A 19180-nucleotide genomic window follows, 5' to 3' on the forward strand; every position below is an offset into this window, starting at 1 on the left:
AAATATATAGTCTTATACTATCTTTCATTACCCTTAAAATAGTTACATTATTTACTCTATTTTATTAAAATTTATATTTATGGGTATTTTAAAGTTATATTGTTAAATAATATAGCCTAATGTGTTCGAATTGTTTTTCATTTTAGAATAATTCAACTTTTTAATTTTTGAAAAAGTGTTTTGTAGTATTCTACAAAATGGTGCTATACTTAACTTAAATAAGCATAATTTTACTTAAATGTAAATTTTTTGAGAGGATGTGGCCTTTATGAATTTAGAAAGAAACTTAGAAAAATACGCAGAATTATCAGTAAAAATAGGAGTTAATATACAACCCGGACAAACGTTATTAGTTAGATCTCCTATTGAATGTGCTCCTTTCGTAAGAAAAGTAGTTAAAAAGGCTTACGACTTAGGTGCCAAAGAAGTTTTCGTAGAGTGGTCTGATGAAGAGTGTACTCTTATAAAATATCTAAATGCTCCAGAAGATACATTTAATCATTTCCCAACTTGGGTATCTGATCAATATGTTGACATAGCTAAAAATGGTGGAGCTTTCTTAACAGTTTATGCTCAAGATCCAGATTTATTAAAGGACGTTGATCCTCAAAGAGTTGCAAACTTCCAAAAAGCTTCTGCTGAAGCTTTACAAGAATGGAGATCTTATACTTTATCAGATAAATCAAAATGGAGTATAGTTTCTGTTCCTACGGCTAACTGGTCTAAAAAAGTATTCCCTGGAGTTTCTGAAGAAGAAGCTATAGATAAAATGTGGGAAGCAATATTCCATTGCACAAGAGTTGACCAAGAAGACCCAATAGAAGCTTGGAATCAACACAATAAAAACTTAAAAGTTAAAATGAATTTCTTAAATGATAGTAAATTTAAAACATTATATTTTAAATCTGGCAAAACAAATATAACTATGAATTTACCTGAAGGTCATATATGGGCAAGTGGTGCTTCTAAAGATCCTAATGGTATAAACTTTAATCCTAATATACCAACAGAAGAAGTATTTACATTACCTCATAAATTTGGTGTAAATGGTGTAGTTGCAAGTACTAAACCTCTTGTTTATGGTGGGAATGTTATAAATAATTTTACTCTAACATTTAAAGATGGTAAAATAGTAGACTTTACTGCTGAAGAAGGTTATGAAACTTTATCTAAATTAATAGATACAGATGAAGGTTCCCATTATTTAGGAGAGGTTGCATTAGTTCCATTTAAATCTCCAATATCAGATACAAATATAGTATTTTATAATACTTTATATGATGAAAATGCATCTTGTCACTTTGCTATAGGTACGGCTTATAAGAGCTGTATAGAAAATGGGGTAAATATACCAAAAGAAGATTTAGATAAACATGGTATAAACTTTAGTATAACTCATGTTGACTTTATGATTGGTTCTCCTGATATGAATATAGTTGGCGAAAAAGCTACTGGTGAAAAGGTTCAAATTTTTAAAGATGGAAACTGGGCATTCTAGTTTATATAAAAAAAGCTATGTATTTAATACATAGCTTTTTAATTTATATAAACTTATTATTTTTAATAATCTTTTTCCGTCCAATCAAGTTTTTCTATATGTTTTAAAACTATATCATTACACATATCTGGATGTATTGTATCTTCATGAGCTATAGTTAATACAGACATTGCTACTGCATATTTTACAGTATCTTTTAAAGAAGCTTTTTTCATATATCCATATCCTAGCCCAGCTACAAATGAATCTCCAGCTCCTGTAACATTTACAACTGGAACATTATTAGCTTTTATAGTTCCTTCTTCTTTTCCATTATTATAATAAATTCCGTCTTCATCTAAACTTATAAATACATTTTCTATACCTAAATCAATAAAATACTTTCCTGCTTTTCTTAAATCTTCTTCTGATTTTATTTCAAAACCGCACATTATTTCTGCTTCGTATCTATTAGGTTTTATAGTATGAAAATATTTTATTAAATGTTTTATATTTTTAGCTTTACATGCAGATACAGGGTCTAATATAAACTTAGTCTCATCTTTAAATGTCTTTAATATATATTCAACTATATCTGGTTTGTCAGAATCTAAAAACATATATTCTGAATTTCTTATCATATCAGCTTTAGAATCTATAAATTCAGTTGTGAACATATCTGTTATTTTCATATCAACAACTGCAGATTCTAACTCACCTTCATGATTTAATACCGCCATATATGTAGGAGTGCTCTCTCCTTTAATTACTAAAGATTCTCCCATATCATAGTTCATAACTTTAGAATGTTCCATCATTCTTCTTCCTGTTTCATCATCACCTAATATAGATATGAACTTAGTATTAACACCTACTCTTGCCATGTTTTCTGCTATATTTCTGCAAACTCCTCCAAAAGAAGTTTTAACTTTTCCTGGATTTGAGTCATTACATCTATAATTATTATTTGTAAATCCGATTATATCAAATATTGATACTCCAAAAACTAAAGCATACGGTTGTTTATTATTTACCATTTTTGTTTTCGACCTCCCATAAGAATCACCTTCATATTTTAACATAAATATATATGCCTTTTCCAGACAAAAAAGTACATATTTTGAGGTTTTTCAATATTTTCTAAAATACATTTATTTTTTTTATTTTATGATATCGTTTACTTTTTTTGACGTTTATAATCTTTTTATTATTATTCTTTTTAATTTCATAAAAAAATACTTCAATTTAAATATACATATTAAATAATTGTTATAGTAATTTTAGTTTGATATAATAGTTTTTTAGTAAATACTATATATTCTTGGAGGAATATACAATGCAAAAATTACTTAGCAAAGCGAGACAAGCTATAAATGATTTTGAAATGATTCAAGATGGAGATAAAATTGCTATAGGCCTATCTGGTGGTAAAGATAGTTTAACACTTCTTCATATTTTAAATAATTATAGAAAATTTTCACCTCAAAAATTTGATATTATTGCTATTACACTAAATCCTGGAGGAGTTGATAACTCTCCGTTATACGATTTATGCTCAAATTTAGGGGTTGAGTTTCATGAAATACAAACTAATATTAAAGAAATAATTTTTGATATTAGAAAAGAAAAAAATCCTTGTTCTTTATGTGCAAACTTAAGACGTGGAGCTTTAAATGATAATGCTAAAAAATTAGGTTGTAATAAAGTTGCACTTGGTCATCATAAAGATGATGCAGTTGAAACATTTTTAATGTCTATGTTCTATGAAGGCAGGGTTAGTTGTTTTTCACCTAAAACTTATCTTGATAGACAAGGTATTACTGTAATAAGACCAATGGTGTATATAGATGAATACATGACAAAAAAGGCAACTAAAGATTTTAATTATCCTGTTATAAAAAATCCATGCCCTGCTGATGGTCATACAAATAGACAAAATATAAAAGAACTTATTCAAAAACTTAACGTGGATATCCCTAATGTTAAAAGAAATTTATTTAAATCTCTAAATAACTCTGAGCAATTATTTATATGGGATAAGGAATCTATAAAAAAAATTTAGGACTCTTAATTAAGAGTCCTAAATTTTTTTTATAGATTCCTTATATAAATTTTAAATACAATTATCTATCCTATTATTTAAATTAAATTACAAACAAATCCTATTATAGTAAATATATATAATACAGTAGGAACTATTTTTTGTATCTTCACAGTATTTAAATAATATTTTAATATCCCATACAACATATATGCTGACCAAAATTTTATAAATAAATCATTTATACTTGAAATAATATTATAGTAAGTTTTATCCTTTATAATTAAGCCTAATATAATTGATAAACCTATAGTAACTATTGATGTAATTATATATCTAACATATAAAAGATTTTTAAAATATTTTTTATCTTCTATTGATCTACCTTCAAATGCATTTAATAAAATTTTAGTAAATAAGTATAGTACATTAACACATACCCAAGCTCCTACTAATGTAAAAAATATGCAAGATGCTGCTATCAACATATATAGTAAAATTTTATAATCACTAGCTAACTCATTTAGTACAGATAAACTTTCTGGAACCATAGAACTTTGTACAGTAATATAGATTAATGAAACAATAATAAGTAATCCAAATAAATATCTTAGTTTAATTGGTTCTTTCTTTTCTCCATATCCATTCATTACTTTAAAATATTCTTTAGGTTGTGTTATTAAAACTTTTAAATTATTCATAATTTCCCTCCTAATTGTAAATAGCTTTTATTGGGTCTAATCTAGATGCCTTATATGCAGGTATAATACCAAATATAATACCTACAATAATTGATGTAGATGATGCACCTAAAAAAGTTTTTATTGTAACTACAGGTTTAAAAGGCATAAACATTCCTGCTAGTTGTGATAGTAAAAATCCAATTAAAATACCCAATAATCCTCCCAATAATGTTACAAATATAGCTTCAAATAAAAACTGTAACATTATCGAATTTGGTGTAGCTCCTATAGCCCTTCTTATTCCTATTTCTCTTTTTCTTTCTGTAACAGATACATACATAATATTCATAACCCCTATACCTCCCACAAATAAAGATATAGCTGTTATAAAAGTAATAAACATTGTTATACTAGAAATTATTTTGGTAAATGCTTCAGTTGTACTTCCTGGATTAACTACCTCATAAGTTCCATCTAAATCAGAATGTTTCTTATCAAGAGACTCTTTCACAGATTTAGATACCGAATCAAAATCATATCCAGGAGCTATAAAAATATCTAATGATGATATTTGGTTTTTCTTACTTTTATTTTCTAAATTTTTAATCCTATCTATTGAAGATTTTTGTATCAAATCCTCACCAAATGAAAATAGACTATCAGACTTTTCTAATACCCCTATAATTTCAAAAACTGTCCCATTTAAACTAATTACTTTTCCTACTGCAAATTTTGGGTCTTCAAATAAAGTTTTTGCATTTTCATAACTTATAACTATAACATCATTTTTTTCATCACCTTTTTCAAAATATCTTCCTTCTAAAACATTTTTAGGCTTTTCACTAGAAAAAGGATTGCTACTTTTATCATCATAAGCAGTAGCTGAAATTGTTGCTTTCTTTCCTAGGAAGTTTGTATCTGAGTATACTATATCTCCAAACCCAGATGATTCTTCTTTTGATATTTCAACTTTATCTATTCCTTCAATCTGTTTTATTTCATATATATCTGAATCTAAAAAAGGTTCCATTGATGATATATCTGCTTCAAAGTTTTCAGGTCTAAAAACTACTTTAACTTTATTTGCATTTGTCTTTCCTGTTGCTTTTGATACTTTAGCTTTAAGTCCATCCCCCATCGCTAAAACTACTACTACTGAACTAATCCCTATAATAATCCCTATCATAGTCAAAAAAACCCTCAGCTTATTTGCTCTTAAACTCAACAGTGAACTCTTTATTAAATTTTTTATACTCATTTACTAGACCTCCTCAGTAAATATACCATCTTTTAAATAGACAACTTTTGTTGCATACTTTACAAGATCTGGGTCGTGAGTAACCATTATTATAGTTTTTCCTTCTTTATTTAGACCTTCTAATATATTCATTATTTCATTACTAGTATTGGTGTCTAACGCTCCTGTAGGTTCATCTGCGAAAATAAGTTGTGGGTCGTTAATCAATGCCCTTGCAATAGAGATACGTTGTTGTTGTCCTCCAGATAATTCATTTGGAAATTGATTAATTTTATCTGATAATCCCACCATATCCAGGTTGTCCTTAACTTTTTTTATTCTTTCTTTTTTACCAAATCTATTATCATAAAGAAGTGGTAATTCAATATTTTGATATATATTTAGATTATTTATAAGGTGAAATTGTTGAAATATAAATCCTATATTTTTATTTCTAAAATGAGATCTTTCAATTTCACTCAAATTAGTAACGTTCTCTCCATTAAATATGTAATTTCCATCATCGAAACTGTCAAGGAATCCTAATATGTTTAATAGTGTTGTTTTTCCACTTCCAGATTTACCCATAATCATTACAAAATCTCCATGTTCTATATCCAGGCTTAATGATTTCAAAACATGTAGCTTAGACTTACCAACTTTATAATATTTTTGAATGTTTTTAAGTTGTATAATTTTACTCAACTTCTTGACCTTCCTTCATATCTTTATTGGCATTTTCAACTATCTCATCTTTTTCCTTTAAGCCTGATGATACTATTGTAAATTTACCTTTATCACCTTTTGTTTGTATAAATCTTTTTTCTAATTTATTATGTTTTACTAAATACACATACTTTTTATCACCTTCAGATTGTATAGCAGTTGTAGGTATTTCCAATTCTTTTTTATCTGATTTAACCTTAGCTTGAACATGATATCCATTAACCACATCATCTTGTGAATCAAGTTTTATTGTAACTGGATAGTTTGCTATCATTGGAGTTGTACTTTCTCCCACTGAGCTAATTTGATCTTCTGGTTCCGTAACTATTTGATCTATTTTTCCATTAATTTTTTTATCATTAGCTAAAATCAAAACTTCTACAGGTTGATTTTTAGATATATTTTTTAACTCTCTTTCAGAAACTTGAGATTTTACATATAAATCTTTGCTTCTAAGTTTCAATAAAGATTGATTTTCTCCACTTTGTTCTTTATTTGATATACATACTATGCCTGCAAAAGGTGCATACTCATATGAATATTGTTGTTTCTTAAGTTTACTTAATTCCTTTTTAGTATTTTTAATTTGATTTTCTATTGGTTCTTTTTCTATTAATTGACTTTCTATTGATTGATTTGATACCTTATTTAAGTTATTTTTTTCTTTTTCTAGCTCTTTAATTTGATCTTCTAGAACTGTAATTTGATTTGATGTCTCTTCATTTTTGTATGTTATAAGTAATGCTCCTTTACTTACAAACTCTCCATTTTCCTTATTAATTGTATAATTTTCACCTTTTGTTGCATCTTTATAAAAAACTTTAGATTTAGTAGGTTCTACAACTCCATTTAAAAAAGTTCTCTTTTCATCAGGTATAGTATATTTTTTTATATTTTGTTCTTCTGATTTTTCTTTTTGTTTACTTTTTATCACGAAAAAACCAATTATTGCTACCCATACTAGAATTATTGCTACAACTACTACTATACTTTTTTTCTTCATTTTTACCTCCTCGTTTATTGATTTTACTTATTTATATAATTAGATTACCATCAAGTTATTTGAACTCAATGTTAACATATAAAAAAGCCCACTCCTAATAAAATGGACTAAGATGTCTTTTTTAAGGAGTAAGATTTACTTTTTCATCATTTTACTCCTTAAAAACCTTATTTGAGTCCATTTTTTACCTTTTTTTGTTTTTTTATGTTAGCATTCTTATAAAGTAATTCTAATTTTAATAAAAGCATATTATGTATCTAATGTTCTTTTATAGCTAGCCACTTAAAATAACCCACTTTATTTTATGCTTAAAATTAAAATTACTTTTTTAAATTAATTTTTTGTTTTAGCAAACTTTTAAATCTAAACTATTCGAATCTAATCTGAAGTCTGTATAGTGTGACAGCAATAATTTCAATTAAGTTAACTTAAAAAGTAAAAATTGTTTAGGTTCGTTTCCTAAGATTTAAATTTTATTTGATGTTTTTACTAATCTTATTAAATAAAAAATAGCTAACTATTATAGTTAGCTGTTTTTTATTATCTCATCTACTAATAATTTACTCCCATTTATAACAACAGATACTCCGTTACCAGGATGAGTTGATGAACCTATAAAGTATAAGTTTTCTACACTTTTTGATTTCATATGAGGTCTAAAGTAACCTATTTGATTTAAATTATGACCTATTCCAAAAGCAGTTCCATAAAAAGAATTAAACTTGTCTTTTAAATCTTTTGGAGTTAAATAACTTTCATACAAAATATTTTCTTCAATATCTTCCATTCCTCTAATATTTTTTAATGTTTTCAAAACTTTATTTCTAGTGAATTTAACTAATTTATCATCCCATATAAATTCCTTATAGCTTAGATTAGGAACTCTTAAGATTATACTTAAAATCTCTTCATTATTTTTACATATACTACTGTCAACTCTGCTTGGACAGTAAATATATAAAGATGGATCTTTTGGTATATTACCTATAAAAGGTGCTTGTATATTTTCTCTAAAGTTTTTACCTATATAAATATTATGTACTTTTAAATTTTTATACTTTCTTCTAAGGACTAGGTATATGATAAACGTGGAACATGAATAATTTAAACTTTTAATTTTTTCATGTGTATATCCATCCTTATTTTCTTTCTTATTTATTAAACTATTAACAGTATACGGAAAATCTGAGTTGCAAATCACCATATTTGACCTAAATATACCCTTATCTGTAACTACTCCTTTTGCAAGACCTTCACTTATTATAATCTCTTTAACATTAGTATTATTATATAAATTACCACCCATCTCTAAAAATACTTTTTCTAAAGCTTTAATATACGAATACATCCCTCCTTTTATATACCAAAGTCCATATACCTGTGAAATAGTAGGAATTAATGTATATAAATTAGATGACCTATATGGATCTATTCCTATATACATAGTTTGAAAAATTAAGTAATTCTTTAATTTTTCATCTTTTATATAATTTGCTATATATTTAGCAGAATTTAATACCGGATTAATTTTAAGTATTTTTTTCATACTATTAAAATTCACCATATCATTAAATTCTTCCATTGGTTTCTCCAAAAAATTTTCATTAGAAATTGTATACTTATTATAAGAGTTTGAAATAAAACTCAAATACCCTCTTGATAAATCAGTATCCATATTCTCTAAGTATTTTATAGTCTTACCTATGTCACTATAAAATTCATATGTGCTTTTATCATTATAAAATACTCTATACATGGTATCTAATTTTATTAACTCAATATAATTTGTATAGTCTTTATTTATGTAATTAAATAGTTCTATATATATTTGAGGAGTCATAAGTATTGACGCAGTTAAATCAAATTTATAACCTTGGTCATATAGTTGATTTAATTTACCTCCAATCTTATCTTCCTTTTCAATTATAGTGACTTTATATCCATTTTTTAATAGTCTAATCCCAGTACTAATACCTCCGATGCCTGCTCCAACTATAATAACATCTTTCATATATATTCCCTCCTCTTATAGTTAGATATTATTTCCATTATATCGGAGGATTATAATATGATTTCTAACATAATTAAGTTTATAACTAAAATGTCTTTTTATTAAAAATTCATACCAAGTACCACCATTATTAAGAATTTTGTATTTTAATGAATTTAGAGTATATAATATTTCCCAGGAAAATTTTAATTTACTTTATCAATTTTATCCTTAATATTAACCTAAATAATTTTATATTTTAATTAGTTCAATATAATTATCTAAAAATAACTAATTTGAAATATTTTAAGAAGTTATCAATTTAAATAAAAAAGAAGTAGCTTAAATATTTATGCTACTTCTTTTAACTCTGACTCTTTCTCTTCTTCTTTTTCTGACCTTTTCTTTTCTATTTTCTCTAAAACTCTATCAATTAATAATCCATTTAAAACTATAACTAACATAGAATAAAAGCCTTTCTCTAACCCAAATGTAAATCCACCTACTATGGCTACAAAAAGATCAACTATAAGAAGGGATACTCCTATATTAAGTGTTGAATATCTATTTAAAATTTTAGCTAGTATATCTGTTCCCCCTGTAGAAGCATTTATTGCAAATACCATAGCTAAACCTATTGCCGTTACTATAGTTCCCAATACAACAGCCAATAATAAATTTGTAGTTAAAGCTGTTGAATGCATTATTTTATCCATGAAATCTATAACTATTGATAACATAAAACTTGCATATATTGTTTTTAATCCAAAATCTCCACCTATCAAAATAAAAGCTACTGTAAATAATATTAAATTGCCTATAAAAATTATAGTTCCCATAGAAAACTTAGGAAAATAATGGTTTATTATAAGTGCTAATCCACTTAACCCTCCACCAGCTATATTATTAGGAGCGAAAAAATATTGAATTCCAACTGCAACTAAAATTACACCTATAGTTACAACCCCATACTCTTTTAAACCTTTCAAAAAATTAAATTTGGTCATGATGCGATTTCCTTCTTTCGTTGTCATATTTATTTTAAAAAGCAATTAATAGAATACCAAACTTTATATAAATTTAATAGTAAAAATATTAATATTCTACATAATTTTTTTACTATTATATCTTTTATTTTATATTTATGATATTTGCTGATTGTTTTTGTTTTTTTTTATATTTATTTGATTCTCGATTATTATTTACATTTGTTAATTTAGAAACTTAAAATTATATTAGTATAATAATTAAATTTAGGGGGATAATATATGAGTTTTGATACCACTGCTAAAAACAAAGCTTTATCTAATTTCTTAAATGAAAATTTAAATGATTTAAAATCTAAGGGATTATACAATAAAATCGATTCTCTTCAAAGTTCAAACGGACCTATAATAACTATAGATGGGAAAAATCTTATAAATCTATCTTCAAACAATTATCTTGGACTAGCTACAAATGAAAGGTTAGTAAATGCTACTATATCTGCTACAAAGAAGTATGGTGCTGGTGCTGGTGCTGTAAGAACTATAAATGGAACCTTGGATATTCACGATAAATTAGAAGAAACTATCGCTAAGTTTAAAGGTACAGAAGCTGCTATTGCATTTCAGTCTGGATTTAATTGCAATATGGGTGCTATACAGGGAGTTATGGATAAAAATGATGCAATTTTATCAGATGAGCTTAACCATGCATCTATAATAGATGGATGTAAATTATCTGGTTCTAAGATAATAAGATTCAAACACTCTAATATGGATGATTTAAGAAATAAAGCTAAGGAAGCTAGAGAAAGTGGTTTATATAAAAAAATAATGGTTATAACTGATGGTGTTTTCTCTATGGATGGAGATATTGCAAAACTTCCCGAGATAGTTGAAATATCTGAAGAATTTGATTTGATAACTTATGTTGACGATGCTCACGGTTCTGGTGTAACAGGTAAAGGTGCTGGAACTTGTAAACATTTCGGTCTATCTGATAAAGTAGATTTCCAAATAGGTACACTATCTAAAGCTATAGGAGTTGTAGGAGGTTATGTGGCTGGTTCTAAAGATTTAATTGATTGGCTAAAAGTTAGAGGAAGACCCTTCTTATTTTCAACATCTTTAACACCAGGAGCTGCTGCTGCTTGTGCTGAATCTATTAACCTACTTATGGAAGATGAATCTTTAGTTAACAAGGTATGGGAAAATGGAAATTATCTTAAAGATGGATTAAAAAAATTAGGTTTTGATATAGGAAATAGCGAAACACCGATAACACCTTGTATTATAGGTGATGAATCTAAAACTCAACTTTTTAGTAAAAGATTATTTGAAGAAGGAGTTTACGCCAAATCTATAGTATTTCCTACCGTTCCAAAAGGAACTGGAAGAGTTCGAAATATGCCAACAGCCGCACATACTAAAGAAATGCTAGATAGTGCACTTTCTATCTATGAAAAAGTAGGGAAAGAATTAGGTGTTATATAAAACATACTATTTTTAATTTGTAGGGGGTAAATTTATGAAAAAAATTCTTGTTACAGGTGCTTTAGGTCAAATAGGTTCTGAATTAACTGAAAAACTTAGAAATGAATATGGAAAAAGCAATGTTTTAGCTACAGATATAAGAGTTATGGAAAATAGTTCAGTTGTATCTGATGGCTTATTTGAAACTTTAGATGTTATGGATATAGATGCTATGGGAAAATTGGCCAAGGAACATAATGCAGATACTATAATCCACTTAGCATCTTTACTTTCAGCCGTCGGAGAACAAAAACCTCAGTTTGCTTGGAAATTAAATATGGGAGGATTGGTTAATGCTCTAGAAGTTTCTAAGGAAACTAAAGCAACTTTATTTGCTCCTAGTTCTATAGCAGCTTTTGGCCCTAATTCTCCAAAAGATTTAACTCCACAAGATACAATTCAAAGACCAAATACCATGTATGGTGTAACAAAAGTAGCTGGGGAATTATTAGCTGACTATTATTTCAGTAAATTTGGAGTAGATACAAGAAGTGTTAGGTTCCCTGGACTTATATCTTATGTAACACCTCCAGGTGGTGGAACTACTGACTATGCTGTTGATATATACTATGAAGCTCTTAAAAATAAAAAATATGAGTCTTTCATTGCTGAAGGAACTAAGATGGACATGATGTATATGCCTGATGCTCTACAAGCTGTTGTTGATTTACTTGAAGCTGATAGCTCTAAACTTATACATAGAAATGCATTTAATATAACAGCTATGAATTTTTCTCCTGAGGAAATAGCATCTGAAATAAAAAAACATATACCAGAGTTTGATTTTGGATATAATGTAGATCCAGTTCGTCAATCTATAGCTGAGTCTTGGCCGAATTCTATAGATCCAAGTTGTGCTATAAACGAATGGGGATTTAAGTTTGAATATGATTTAAGTAAAATGACTGAAGATATGCTAAAAAAATTATGTGAAAAAGGTGTTAATAAAGGTAGTTTACAAGACGCTTAATTTAATAAATCCTTTGTATAATAAAGTTAATTAATAAGTTCTTAAAATGTACAATGTAAAAATACTATATTGATGAAAAAATCTCTAAATCTTTCATCAATATAGTATTTAAATTAATCTTTATTTATCTCATTTTTATAATAATTATATCTTTTATCTATCATAGAAAACATTTTATAATAATTTTCCCATATATCTTCTACTTCATATGAAGAATTTAAGTTATAATCTTTAAATACCTCATTATAATCAGCTATATATTGACAGTAATCTTCCCTACTACTTAAGTAATATCCTAAAGTAAATTCTAAAGCTTTTTTATCAATAAATTTATCATCTAAGACTCTATTACATTTATTTAAGAAAATTTGTCTACCTGTTATTTTACGTTTCTTGAAATTTTCTATATCTTCTTTTAGAATATTTTTTAAAAATTCACTTTCTAAATTATTTTCTATAATCCATCCTAAAAATATTCCTATATGTGTAGCTGCATGTAATTTATCTAAATTATCTGGATAATTATCTCGATAATGCCAATCCATACTATCAATTATCATGTTCTATTCTCCCCTAATAAAATTTACTATTTACCTATATCTTCTGTCCTATAACCAATCTCTTTATTAGCTAACATATATCCCTCTTCAATCATATCATCTCTAGTTTTTGAAGTTCCTAATAAGGTATCTATACTCAATTGATTTCTATCTATAAAGTACTTATTAAGTAAAGATTCTTCTATATCATTTTGATTTCCTAGATTGCCTTCATGCAATATATACTTAATATTAAATCCATTTTGATTTAAATATCTTCCTAACATTATACTTCGATGACATCTTATTGGGTCTTGCATAGCAGCTAATAAAACAATTTTATACCCCATTTCAATCCCTTTTTTAAGTCTTTCTACTCCTTTTAGAAAAATATCCTCTTTTATAACTTTTGTAAAGTCTGCATATCCTTCTTCATTATAGGATTCTTTAGTTTGTCTTTTAGCTCCAAATTCATTTCCCATGTATATATAAGCTATATTATCTTTTTTAAGACTTTCTTTAAAAGCTTCTCTATTATACTGAATATTATATTTAGAATAAGGTGTTTCTCTTATATCTACTACGCAATTTATATCATATTTTTTTATCATACTTATAAACTTTTCATAAGGATAATTCGAATGTCCTATTGTAAATATCTCCATATAATCACCTCGTAAGCACATTTTCATCTAAGAACTACGATAACAAAGTATATCTAACTTAATATTTCCCAAATTTATATAAGTTTATTTTTAATTATAAAAAATTTGCTATAATATATTAACTTTAATTTATTTGTAATATTATATTATAAGCTTTTATTTATGTGTTCCATGTATAACTTTAAATCCTTCTTGTGATAAAAGTATTTCATGCTTATCATAATCTCTGCATTCAACTTTAGCACATAACGCTATATGTATTACATCTACATCATTTCTCTTAAGTTGATTTATTTTATTTTCCCAATCTTCATCTTCAAATATCATTTTTTTACACCCACTACAATAGAAAAAACTTTTAAGTATTGGTTTTTCATCTTTATAACATTCAAATGCATCTTGGGAGTTATTATAGGCATTAAAACACCCCGTTCCACTACATTTGTTCGAAAGTTTTCTACATGCCATAATAGCTATATTCATAAATCATCTCTCCTTATGTATTAAATTTGATGTAACTTTATTTTACTATACCACCTTCAGTTATTATACCTGTTATTTCATCTAATGTGGCAAACTTATAAAATTCATCATAATTGAACTTTTCATTTTCCATAACTAAATAATTTCTATTTGAACATTCAATTATCGTTTTTTTAGTATTACCATCTTCTAAGTTCACTGTACTTATATACCCAGTTTCTTTATTTATTCCACATAAACCTATAAAAGCTTTATCATAAGTAAATTTTCTAATATATCTATCAGCTGCAGCTCCTACTATAGCTTCAACTTCTTTGTTAAATTCGCCACCTATTAAAATAATTTTTATATTTTTATTCCTTTTTAATTCTAGTACAATTTCTATCATATTTGTAACTACTGTAATATCTTTATTTGTTTTATTTAATTCTTTAGCAAGTTCAAGGTTGTTGGTTGATGTATCTAGAAATATTACATCTTTATCTTCTATAAGCGTTATAGCATTTAAAGCTATTGATTTCTTTGCCTCTATATTTATATACTTTCTTTCCTCTACTTTTTTAATTTCAATATGATTTCTTTGAGCTATTGCACCACCATAGACTCTTTTTAAGTGACCTCTACTTTCCAACTCCTTTAAATCTTTTCTTATACAATCTTCAGTTACTGAAAATAGATTGGATAAATCCTTTACTTTTACTCTGCCTTTTTCTTCAATTATCTCTATAATCTTTTCATATCGTTCTTCTAAAAACAATTAATTCACCTCAAATTTAAAATCTATTTATTTATTATTTATTATTACTTATTATTATTTTTTATTGATTCTTTTTAACTACTATATTATACTAAAAATATAATGTTTTAGATATAAGGTAGCGTTATAAGTTAATTCTTAGCGTGATACTTTATATAAATACGTAAGTATAAAAAAAGCACTAATCAAAAGATTAGTGCTTTTTATTTAATTAATAAAAAATTATGCTTTTTTAACTACGCTAGATTTTAATTTCATAGCTCCGAATCCGTCTATTTTACACTCTATATCATGTCCATCTGCTGCATCTGGAACTAAACGGATACTTTTTACTTTTGTTCCTATTTTTATAGATGATGAACTTCCTTTTACTTTAAGATCTTTTACTACTGTAACCGCATCTCCATCATTTAAAACATTTCCGTTTACATCCTTTATAACTACTTCTTCTTCCTTAGAATCTTCTGGACTCCACTCATAAGCACATTCAGGACAAACTAAAAGACTTCCATCTTCATAAGTATATTCTGAATTACATTTTGGGCAATTTGGTAATTTTTCCATAATTTAAATTCCTCCGTTCATATTTAAATTTCTATCTCTTCATAGTTATATATAATATCATAGTCTTATCATATTGACAAATTTCCATCCAATATACACTTAAATTTCATTATTTTTTATTATTTTTCTTTGAAATTCATCATTTTACTCTTTATTTAAAAATATTATAAACATTTAGTATTACTATAGCTATAAGAACTGTATTAAATACTTTTACTATATTTTTTTCTGAAACAGATTTATTTAATCTATATCCAATAATTCCACCTAAAACCCCTCCTATAAGCATTATAGGTAACATTTCTAACTTATAGTTTGAAAATCCTGTAGTTAATGCTATAGATAATATCTTAGATCCTTGTGAGAAAAATATCACTATTATAGAATTCCTTGCTGCCTCGTTTGCTGACATTGAAAAGAGTATTGTAAATGCAGCTACATTCATTGGACCTCCACCTATTCCTAGAAAAGCTGATATAGCTCCTAAAAATAATCCTAGCAATCCAATTAAAGTTATATTGTTTATATTATAAGTTTTAATATTACTTTTATTTTTCATATAAATAAATACTATCAATAACAATATTATTAACATTACACTTTGTACATTATTTATAATATTAATATTAATTCTTGAAGAAGTTATTAAAGTCATTATTTTTTGACCTATAACTCCACCAATAATAGATCCTATAGCTACTATAATTGTATTTTTAGAATTTATTTTATTCTTTTTCTTTAATTGGTAAAATACTGTAACTATAGACATAATAAATATAGTTGAAGATGATAATAGATTTACTGTAGGTAAAGAATATTTACTCAATGCATCTAATGCAGGTTTTATTATAACGCCTCCACCTATTCCAGCTGCAGAACCTATTATCGTCGAAATAATCGCTATTAAAAAGTATAAAATTTCCATAGTGTAATACCTTAAGGTTTTATGTAATAAAATCCTTCACTTTGTTTTTTTGCAAGTTCCATAACTCCAGCTGGAACAACTTCTATAAACTCACAAAGTTGATCAGAACTTATATCTAATTTTTTTAAAGTATTATTGCAGGCTGTAAATCTAACCCCTTTATTTGAAAATAACTTCAACTTATCATATATATTTAAAGCTATAGCTTTCTCCTTAGTATAGTTTATTATAGCTTCTCCATGTACTAGCATTTCTAATGTTATTTTAGGGTCTAAATTTAATAGATTTTCTATATTTCCTAAAGCCATACTCCATCTATCTAGTTGATTGACATGTAATATAATTTTCATTTGGCTTTACCCCCTATTCTAATAATTTTTCTTAAATATTTACCCTATTAAAGATTTATACCCTCCATATAAATATGGTAACGCTACTGTATAGCTTATAATCATAATACTTTTTAATAAATATCATCTAAATTTTAGATACCTATATTGATTTAAATTTAGAACTTATCAAGGCTTTTAGGTAATCTTTATTTTCTTCTAATTGTTTAACTCTGTTTACATTAGCCCCTGATGGATGTGGAAACCCTAATAGTATTTGATTTTTATAAACTAGATTATCCTCACTTAATTTTAATAATACATCTTGAACAGCTTTTCCAAGCGGTATCAATAGTACTTCTTCCAGCTTATCTAAACTTTTAAATTCATTTATAAAATTTTCATAAACATACTTCATCAAAAACTCACTTTTTATTAATTTTGGAGTATGTCCTGAATAGTTTTGTTTATTTACAAAAACAGGATATGGAATTAGAGAAACAGTATGTAGTAAATAATCCTTATCTTCAAATAATTCTTTACAACTATTTATTTTTAAAGCATCATTAAGTTTTATTTCATCTAACATACCTATTATATTTTTTCTTAGGCTTCCACTAAATCTTCCAGCTACTTTACATTTATATTGTATTTCCTCAATACTAGTTCCCTTTTCAAATTCTTTTCTTGCTGTAGATATAGCCGTACTCATTTGTTGAAATCCCGGTGTTATTCCAATTATAAATATCTTTGCTTTAGAATTTAAATATTCATTATGCGGAGCATAAAAAATTTCCATATTACCTTGTTTTTCAATTAAAAAATTTTTGGTTAATATCTCATCTTTTGTATATTTATCCTTAATAGGCAGTTTCATAATAGCATCTTGATAATCATATAATGTCTTTTTCATAATACCCTCCTTTGATATATAAACTCTCAAATTTTATTCCAATTATATATTAATATAACTAAAAAAGCATCTTAATATTAAGATGCTTTCTTAAATTATATTGTTTTAATATTTTAATATCTAAATGGTGGAGTTGTATAAGGATATGCCAACAATGATAATGCAATCAAACTAGAAAGAGGAATAGCTCTTCTTCTATATCTTCTATATCTTCTCGAAAATCCAGACTGTCTTTTATTGTTTTGATTTTTACACTCTTTATCTACCATATCCTCTCCAACCAATACAGTCACATAGCTTCCATCTACATGTTCAATAATCCCGTCAAACATACGTCCATCTTTCATTTTAAATATAGCATGGTAATTCATTAATTTTTCACACTTATCATAAATTTTACATTCATATTTATTATAGTTTTCTTTATATGAATTCATTTTATCAACTCCTCCCTATCATAGTATTCATTTTTGCAATAAAGAACTCTGCATCTAAATAAATATTTCTCTTAACTTCTATAATTTTTTCTAAATCATGTAGCTGTTTTGAATACAAAAATTAAACTTATACTCTATAAAATTTTTATTGACTCTCCCTTTAGAGTAGATATTTCTATTTAAATACAATAAATTTAATTTTGGTTATATGAAAGGAAGTTTTAGTATGAAGAGGGTAATATATAGGAATATACTTGATTCAGATTATGAAATAATTAAGCAATTGATTGGAGATGCATTCGGCTTTACTGAATTTATTAAAGATAAGGAGTTATTAGATATAGTATTAAGTGGTTATCTTCAAGATTGTATTTTAAATAGTTCATTTAGTAATGTAGATCAAATGGATGATAAGGTAATTGGTTTTATTTTAGGAAATGCTAAAAAGGATAAAAACCGTATAAGTAATTATGGCAATCCTTTAAATTTTAACAACAACGAAGTTGATTTAATTATTTCTAATGAAGAAAATAAAAACTTATTTAAAGAGTTCTCAAAAATTACAGATACTTACAAAGAACTCATCAAGAAAAAAGAAAATACATTCCAAGGTTGTATACAGTTATTTGTCGTATCTGGAGAGTCTAGAGGTCTTGGGGTTGGAAAAAACTTGATTAAGTATTTATTTGATTATATGAAAAGTATGGATGTAAAATCTTTATATTTATTTACAGATACTAGATGTAACTATGGATTTTACGATAGTCAAAATTTTAATAGGATAGATGAAAAAGAGGTATATTTTGATTCTATATGGTCAAGTTTAAACATATTTCTATACAGCTATAATTTTTAAATACACTTTAGATTTTTATTAAAACTATTTGCATATATAATAAAAGACATAATATTTAAATTAAATATT

General features: G+C 26.2%; 21 protein-coding genes. 5 read left to right on the plus strand and 16 right to left on the minus strand.

Annotated elements, in window-relative coordinates:
* Positions 1 to 268: 268 nt before the first annotated feature.
* Entirely contained in the window at positions 269 to 1498 is a 1230-nt protein-coding gene (locus tag ATCC9714_RS15610; RefSeq protein ID WP_057545834.1) for an aminopeptidase, read from the plus strand.
* 62 nt (positions 1499 to 1560) lie between these two features.
* Here ATCC9714_RS15610 and ATCC9714_RS15615 read toward each other — a convergent pair whose 3' ends face one another.
* A complete protein-coding gene (locus ATCC9714_RS15615) occupies positions 1561 to 2514 on the minus strand; it encodes a carbohydrate kinase family protein (protein ID WP_038294278.1) in 954 nt (317 codons plus the stop codon).
* A 299-nt stretch (positions 2515 to 2813) separates the two neighbouring features.
* Here ATCC9714_RS15615 and ATCC9714_RS15620 point away from each other — a divergent pair, with 299 nt between their 5' ends.
* On the plus strand, positions 2814 to 3539 hold the full coding sequence (locus ATCC9714_RS15620; RefSeq protein ID WP_057545833.1) for a tRNA 2-thiocytidine biosynthesis TtcA family protein: 726 nt from the start codon (positions 2814 to 2816) through the stop codon (positions 3537 to 3539).
* Positions 3540 to 3616: 77 nt separating this feature from the next.
* Here the strand turns inward: ATCC9714_RS15620 and ATCC9714_RS15625 are convergent, their stop codons facing one another.
* The 6 genes from ATCC9714_RS15625 to ATCC9714_RS15650 all read right to left on the minus strand — a co-directional run bounded on the left by ATCC9714_RS15625 (position 3617) and on the right by ATCC9714_RS15650 (position 10164).
* The gene (locus ATCC9714_RS15625) at positions 3617 to 4219 is read right to left on the minus strand and encodes a hypothetical protein (protein ID WP_057545832.1); all 603 of its coding nucleotides are present in this window, start codon (positions 4217 to 4219) and stop codon (positions 3617 to 3619) included.
* A 10-nt stretch (positions 4220 to 4229) separates the two neighbouring features.
* On the minus strand, positions 4230 to 5459 hold the full coding sequence (locus ATCC9714_RS15630; protein WP_057545831.1) for an ABC transporter permease: 1230 nt from the start codon (positions 5457 to 5459) through the stop codon (positions 4230 to 4232).
* Positions 5460 to 5462: 3 nt separating this feature from the next.
* A complete protein-coding gene (locus tag ATCC9714_RS15635; RefSeq protein WP_057545830.1) occupies positions 5463 to 6143 on the minus strand; it encodes an ABC transporter ATP-binding protein in 681 nt (226 codons plus the stop codon).
* Complete coding sequence (locus ATCC9714_RS15640) at positions 6136 to 7167, minus strand: efflux RND transporter periplasmic adaptor subunit (RefSeq protein ID WP_057545829.1); 1032 nt, start codon at positions 7165 to 7167, stop codon at positions 6136 to 6138. Before ATCC9714_RS15640 ends, ATCC9714_RS15635 begins: the two co-directional genes overlap by 8 nt.
* Positions 7168 to 7693: 526 nt before the next feature.
* Positions 7694 to 9178, minus strand: coding sequence for a phytoene desaturase family protein (locus ATCC9714_RS15645; protein ID WP_057545828.1), 1485 nt, complete (start codon positions 9176 to 9178; stop codon positions 7694 to 7696).
* Positions 9179 to 9507: 329 nt separating this feature from the next.
* On the minus strand, positions 9508 to 10164 hold the full coding sequence (locus ATCC9714_RS15650; RefSeq protein ID WP_057545827.1) for a YitT family protein: 657 nt from the start codon (positions 10162 to 10164) through the stop codon (positions 9508 to 9510).
* A gap of 261 nt (positions 10165 to 10425) precedes the next feature.
* Here ATCC9714_RS15650 and ATCC9714_RS15655 point away from each other — a divergent pair, with 261 nt between their 5' ends.
* Both ATCC9714_RS15655 and ATCC9714_RS15660 read left to right on the plus strand, forming a co-directional pair.
* Entirely contained in the window at positions 10426 to 11634 is a 1209-nt protein-coding gene (locus ATCC9714_RS15655) for a glycine C-acetyltransferase (RefSeq protein WP_057545826.1), read from the plus strand.
* 34 nt (positions 11635 to 11668) lie between these two features.
* Positions 11669 to 12643 (plus strand): L-threonine 3-dehydrogenase, encoded by a 975-nt coding sequence (locus tag ATCC9714_RS15660; protein WP_057544087.1) that lies wholly within the window; start codon positions 11669 to 11671, stop codon positions 12641 to 12643.
* Between the two features lie 113 nt (positions 12644 to 12756).
* Here ATCC9714_RS15660 and ATCC9714_RS15665 read toward each other — a convergent pair whose 3' ends face one another.
* The 9 genes from ATCC9714_RS15665 to ATCC9714_RS15705 all read right to left on the minus strand — a co-directional run bounded on the left by ATCC9714_RS15665 (position 12757) and on the right by ATCC9714_RS15705 (position 18255).
* A complete protein-coding gene (locus tag ATCC9714_RS15665) occupies positions 12757 to 13203 on the minus strand; it encodes a DUF7832 domain-containing protein (RefSeq protein WP_057545824.1) in 447 nt (148 codons plus the stop codon).
* 26 nt (positions 13204 to 13229) lie between these two features.
* The gene (locus tag ATCC9714_RS15670) at positions 13230 to 13847 is read right to left on the minus strand and encodes a DUF488 domain-containing protein (protein ID WP_021126993.1); all 618 of its coding nucleotides are present in this window, start codon (positions 13845 to 13847) and stop codon (positions 13230 to 13232) included.
* Between the two features lie 156 nt (positions 13848 to 14003).
* Complete coding sequence (locus ATCC9714_RS15675) at positions 14004 to 14330, minus strand: CGGC domain-containing protein (RefSeq protein WP_057545823.1); 327 nt, start codon at positions 14328 to 14330, stop codon at positions 14004 to 14006.
* Between the two features lie 37 nt (positions 14331 to 14367).
* On the minus strand, positions 14368 to 15087 hold the full coding sequence (locus ATCC9714_RS15680; RefSeq protein ID WP_021126995.1) for a DeoR/GlpR family DNA-binding transcription regulator: 720 nt from the start codon (positions 15085 to 15087) through the stop codon (positions 14368 to 14370).
* 222 nt (positions 15088 to 15309) lie between these two features.
* On the minus strand, positions 15310 to 15651 hold the full coding sequence (locus tag ATCC9714_RS15685; RefSeq protein WP_021126996.1) for a zinc ribbon domain-containing protein YjdM: 342 nt from the start codon (positions 15649 to 15651) through the stop codon (positions 15310 to 15312).
* A gap of 151 nt (positions 15652 to 15802) precedes the next feature.
* Positions 15803 to 16576: a TSUP family transporter gene (locus ATCC9714_RS15690; protein ID WP_057545822.1), complete on the minus strand. Its 774-nt coding sequence runs from the start codon at positions 16574 to 16576 to the stop codon at positions 15803 to 15805.
* A gap of 11 nt (positions 16577 to 16587) precedes the next feature.
* The gene (locus ATCC9714_RS15695) at positions 16588 to 16926 is read right to left on the minus strand and encodes a DsrE family protein (RefSeq protein WP_021126999.1); all 339 of its coding nucleotides are present in this window, start codon (positions 16924 to 16926) and stop codon (positions 16588 to 16590) included.
* A gap of 142 nt (positions 16927 to 17068) precedes the next feature.
* Positions 17069 to 17818, minus strand: a complete 750-nt coding sequence (locus tag ATCC9714_RS15700) for a hypothetical protein (RefSeq protein ID WP_057545821.1) — start codon at positions 17816 to 17818, stop codon at positions 17069 to 17071.
* Positions 17819 to 17931: 113 nt separating this feature from the next.
* Positions 17932 to 18255, minus strand: coding sequence for a hypothetical protein (locus tag ATCC9714_RS15705; RefSeq protein ID WP_057545820.1), 324 nt, complete (start codon positions 18253 to 18255; stop codon positions 17932 to 17934).
* 226 nt (positions 18256 to 18481) lie between these two features.
* On the opposite strand from ATCC9714_RS15705, the gene ATCC9714_RS15710 reads away from it, so the two are divergent.
* Positions 18482 to 19111: a GNAT family N-acetyltransferase gene (locus tag ATCC9714_RS15710; RefSeq protein ID WP_021127004.1), complete on the plus strand. Its 630-nt coding sequence runs from the start codon at positions 18482 to 18484 to the stop codon at positions 19109 to 19111.
* Positions 19112 to 19180: the final 69 nt, after the last annotated feature.

This window comes from Paraclostridium sordellii (assembly GCF_000953675.1).
In the GTDB taxonomy this organism is placed as follows: domain Bacteria; phylum Bacillota; class Clostridia; order Peptostreptococcales; family Peptostreptococcaceae; genus Paraclostridium; species Paraclostridium sordellii.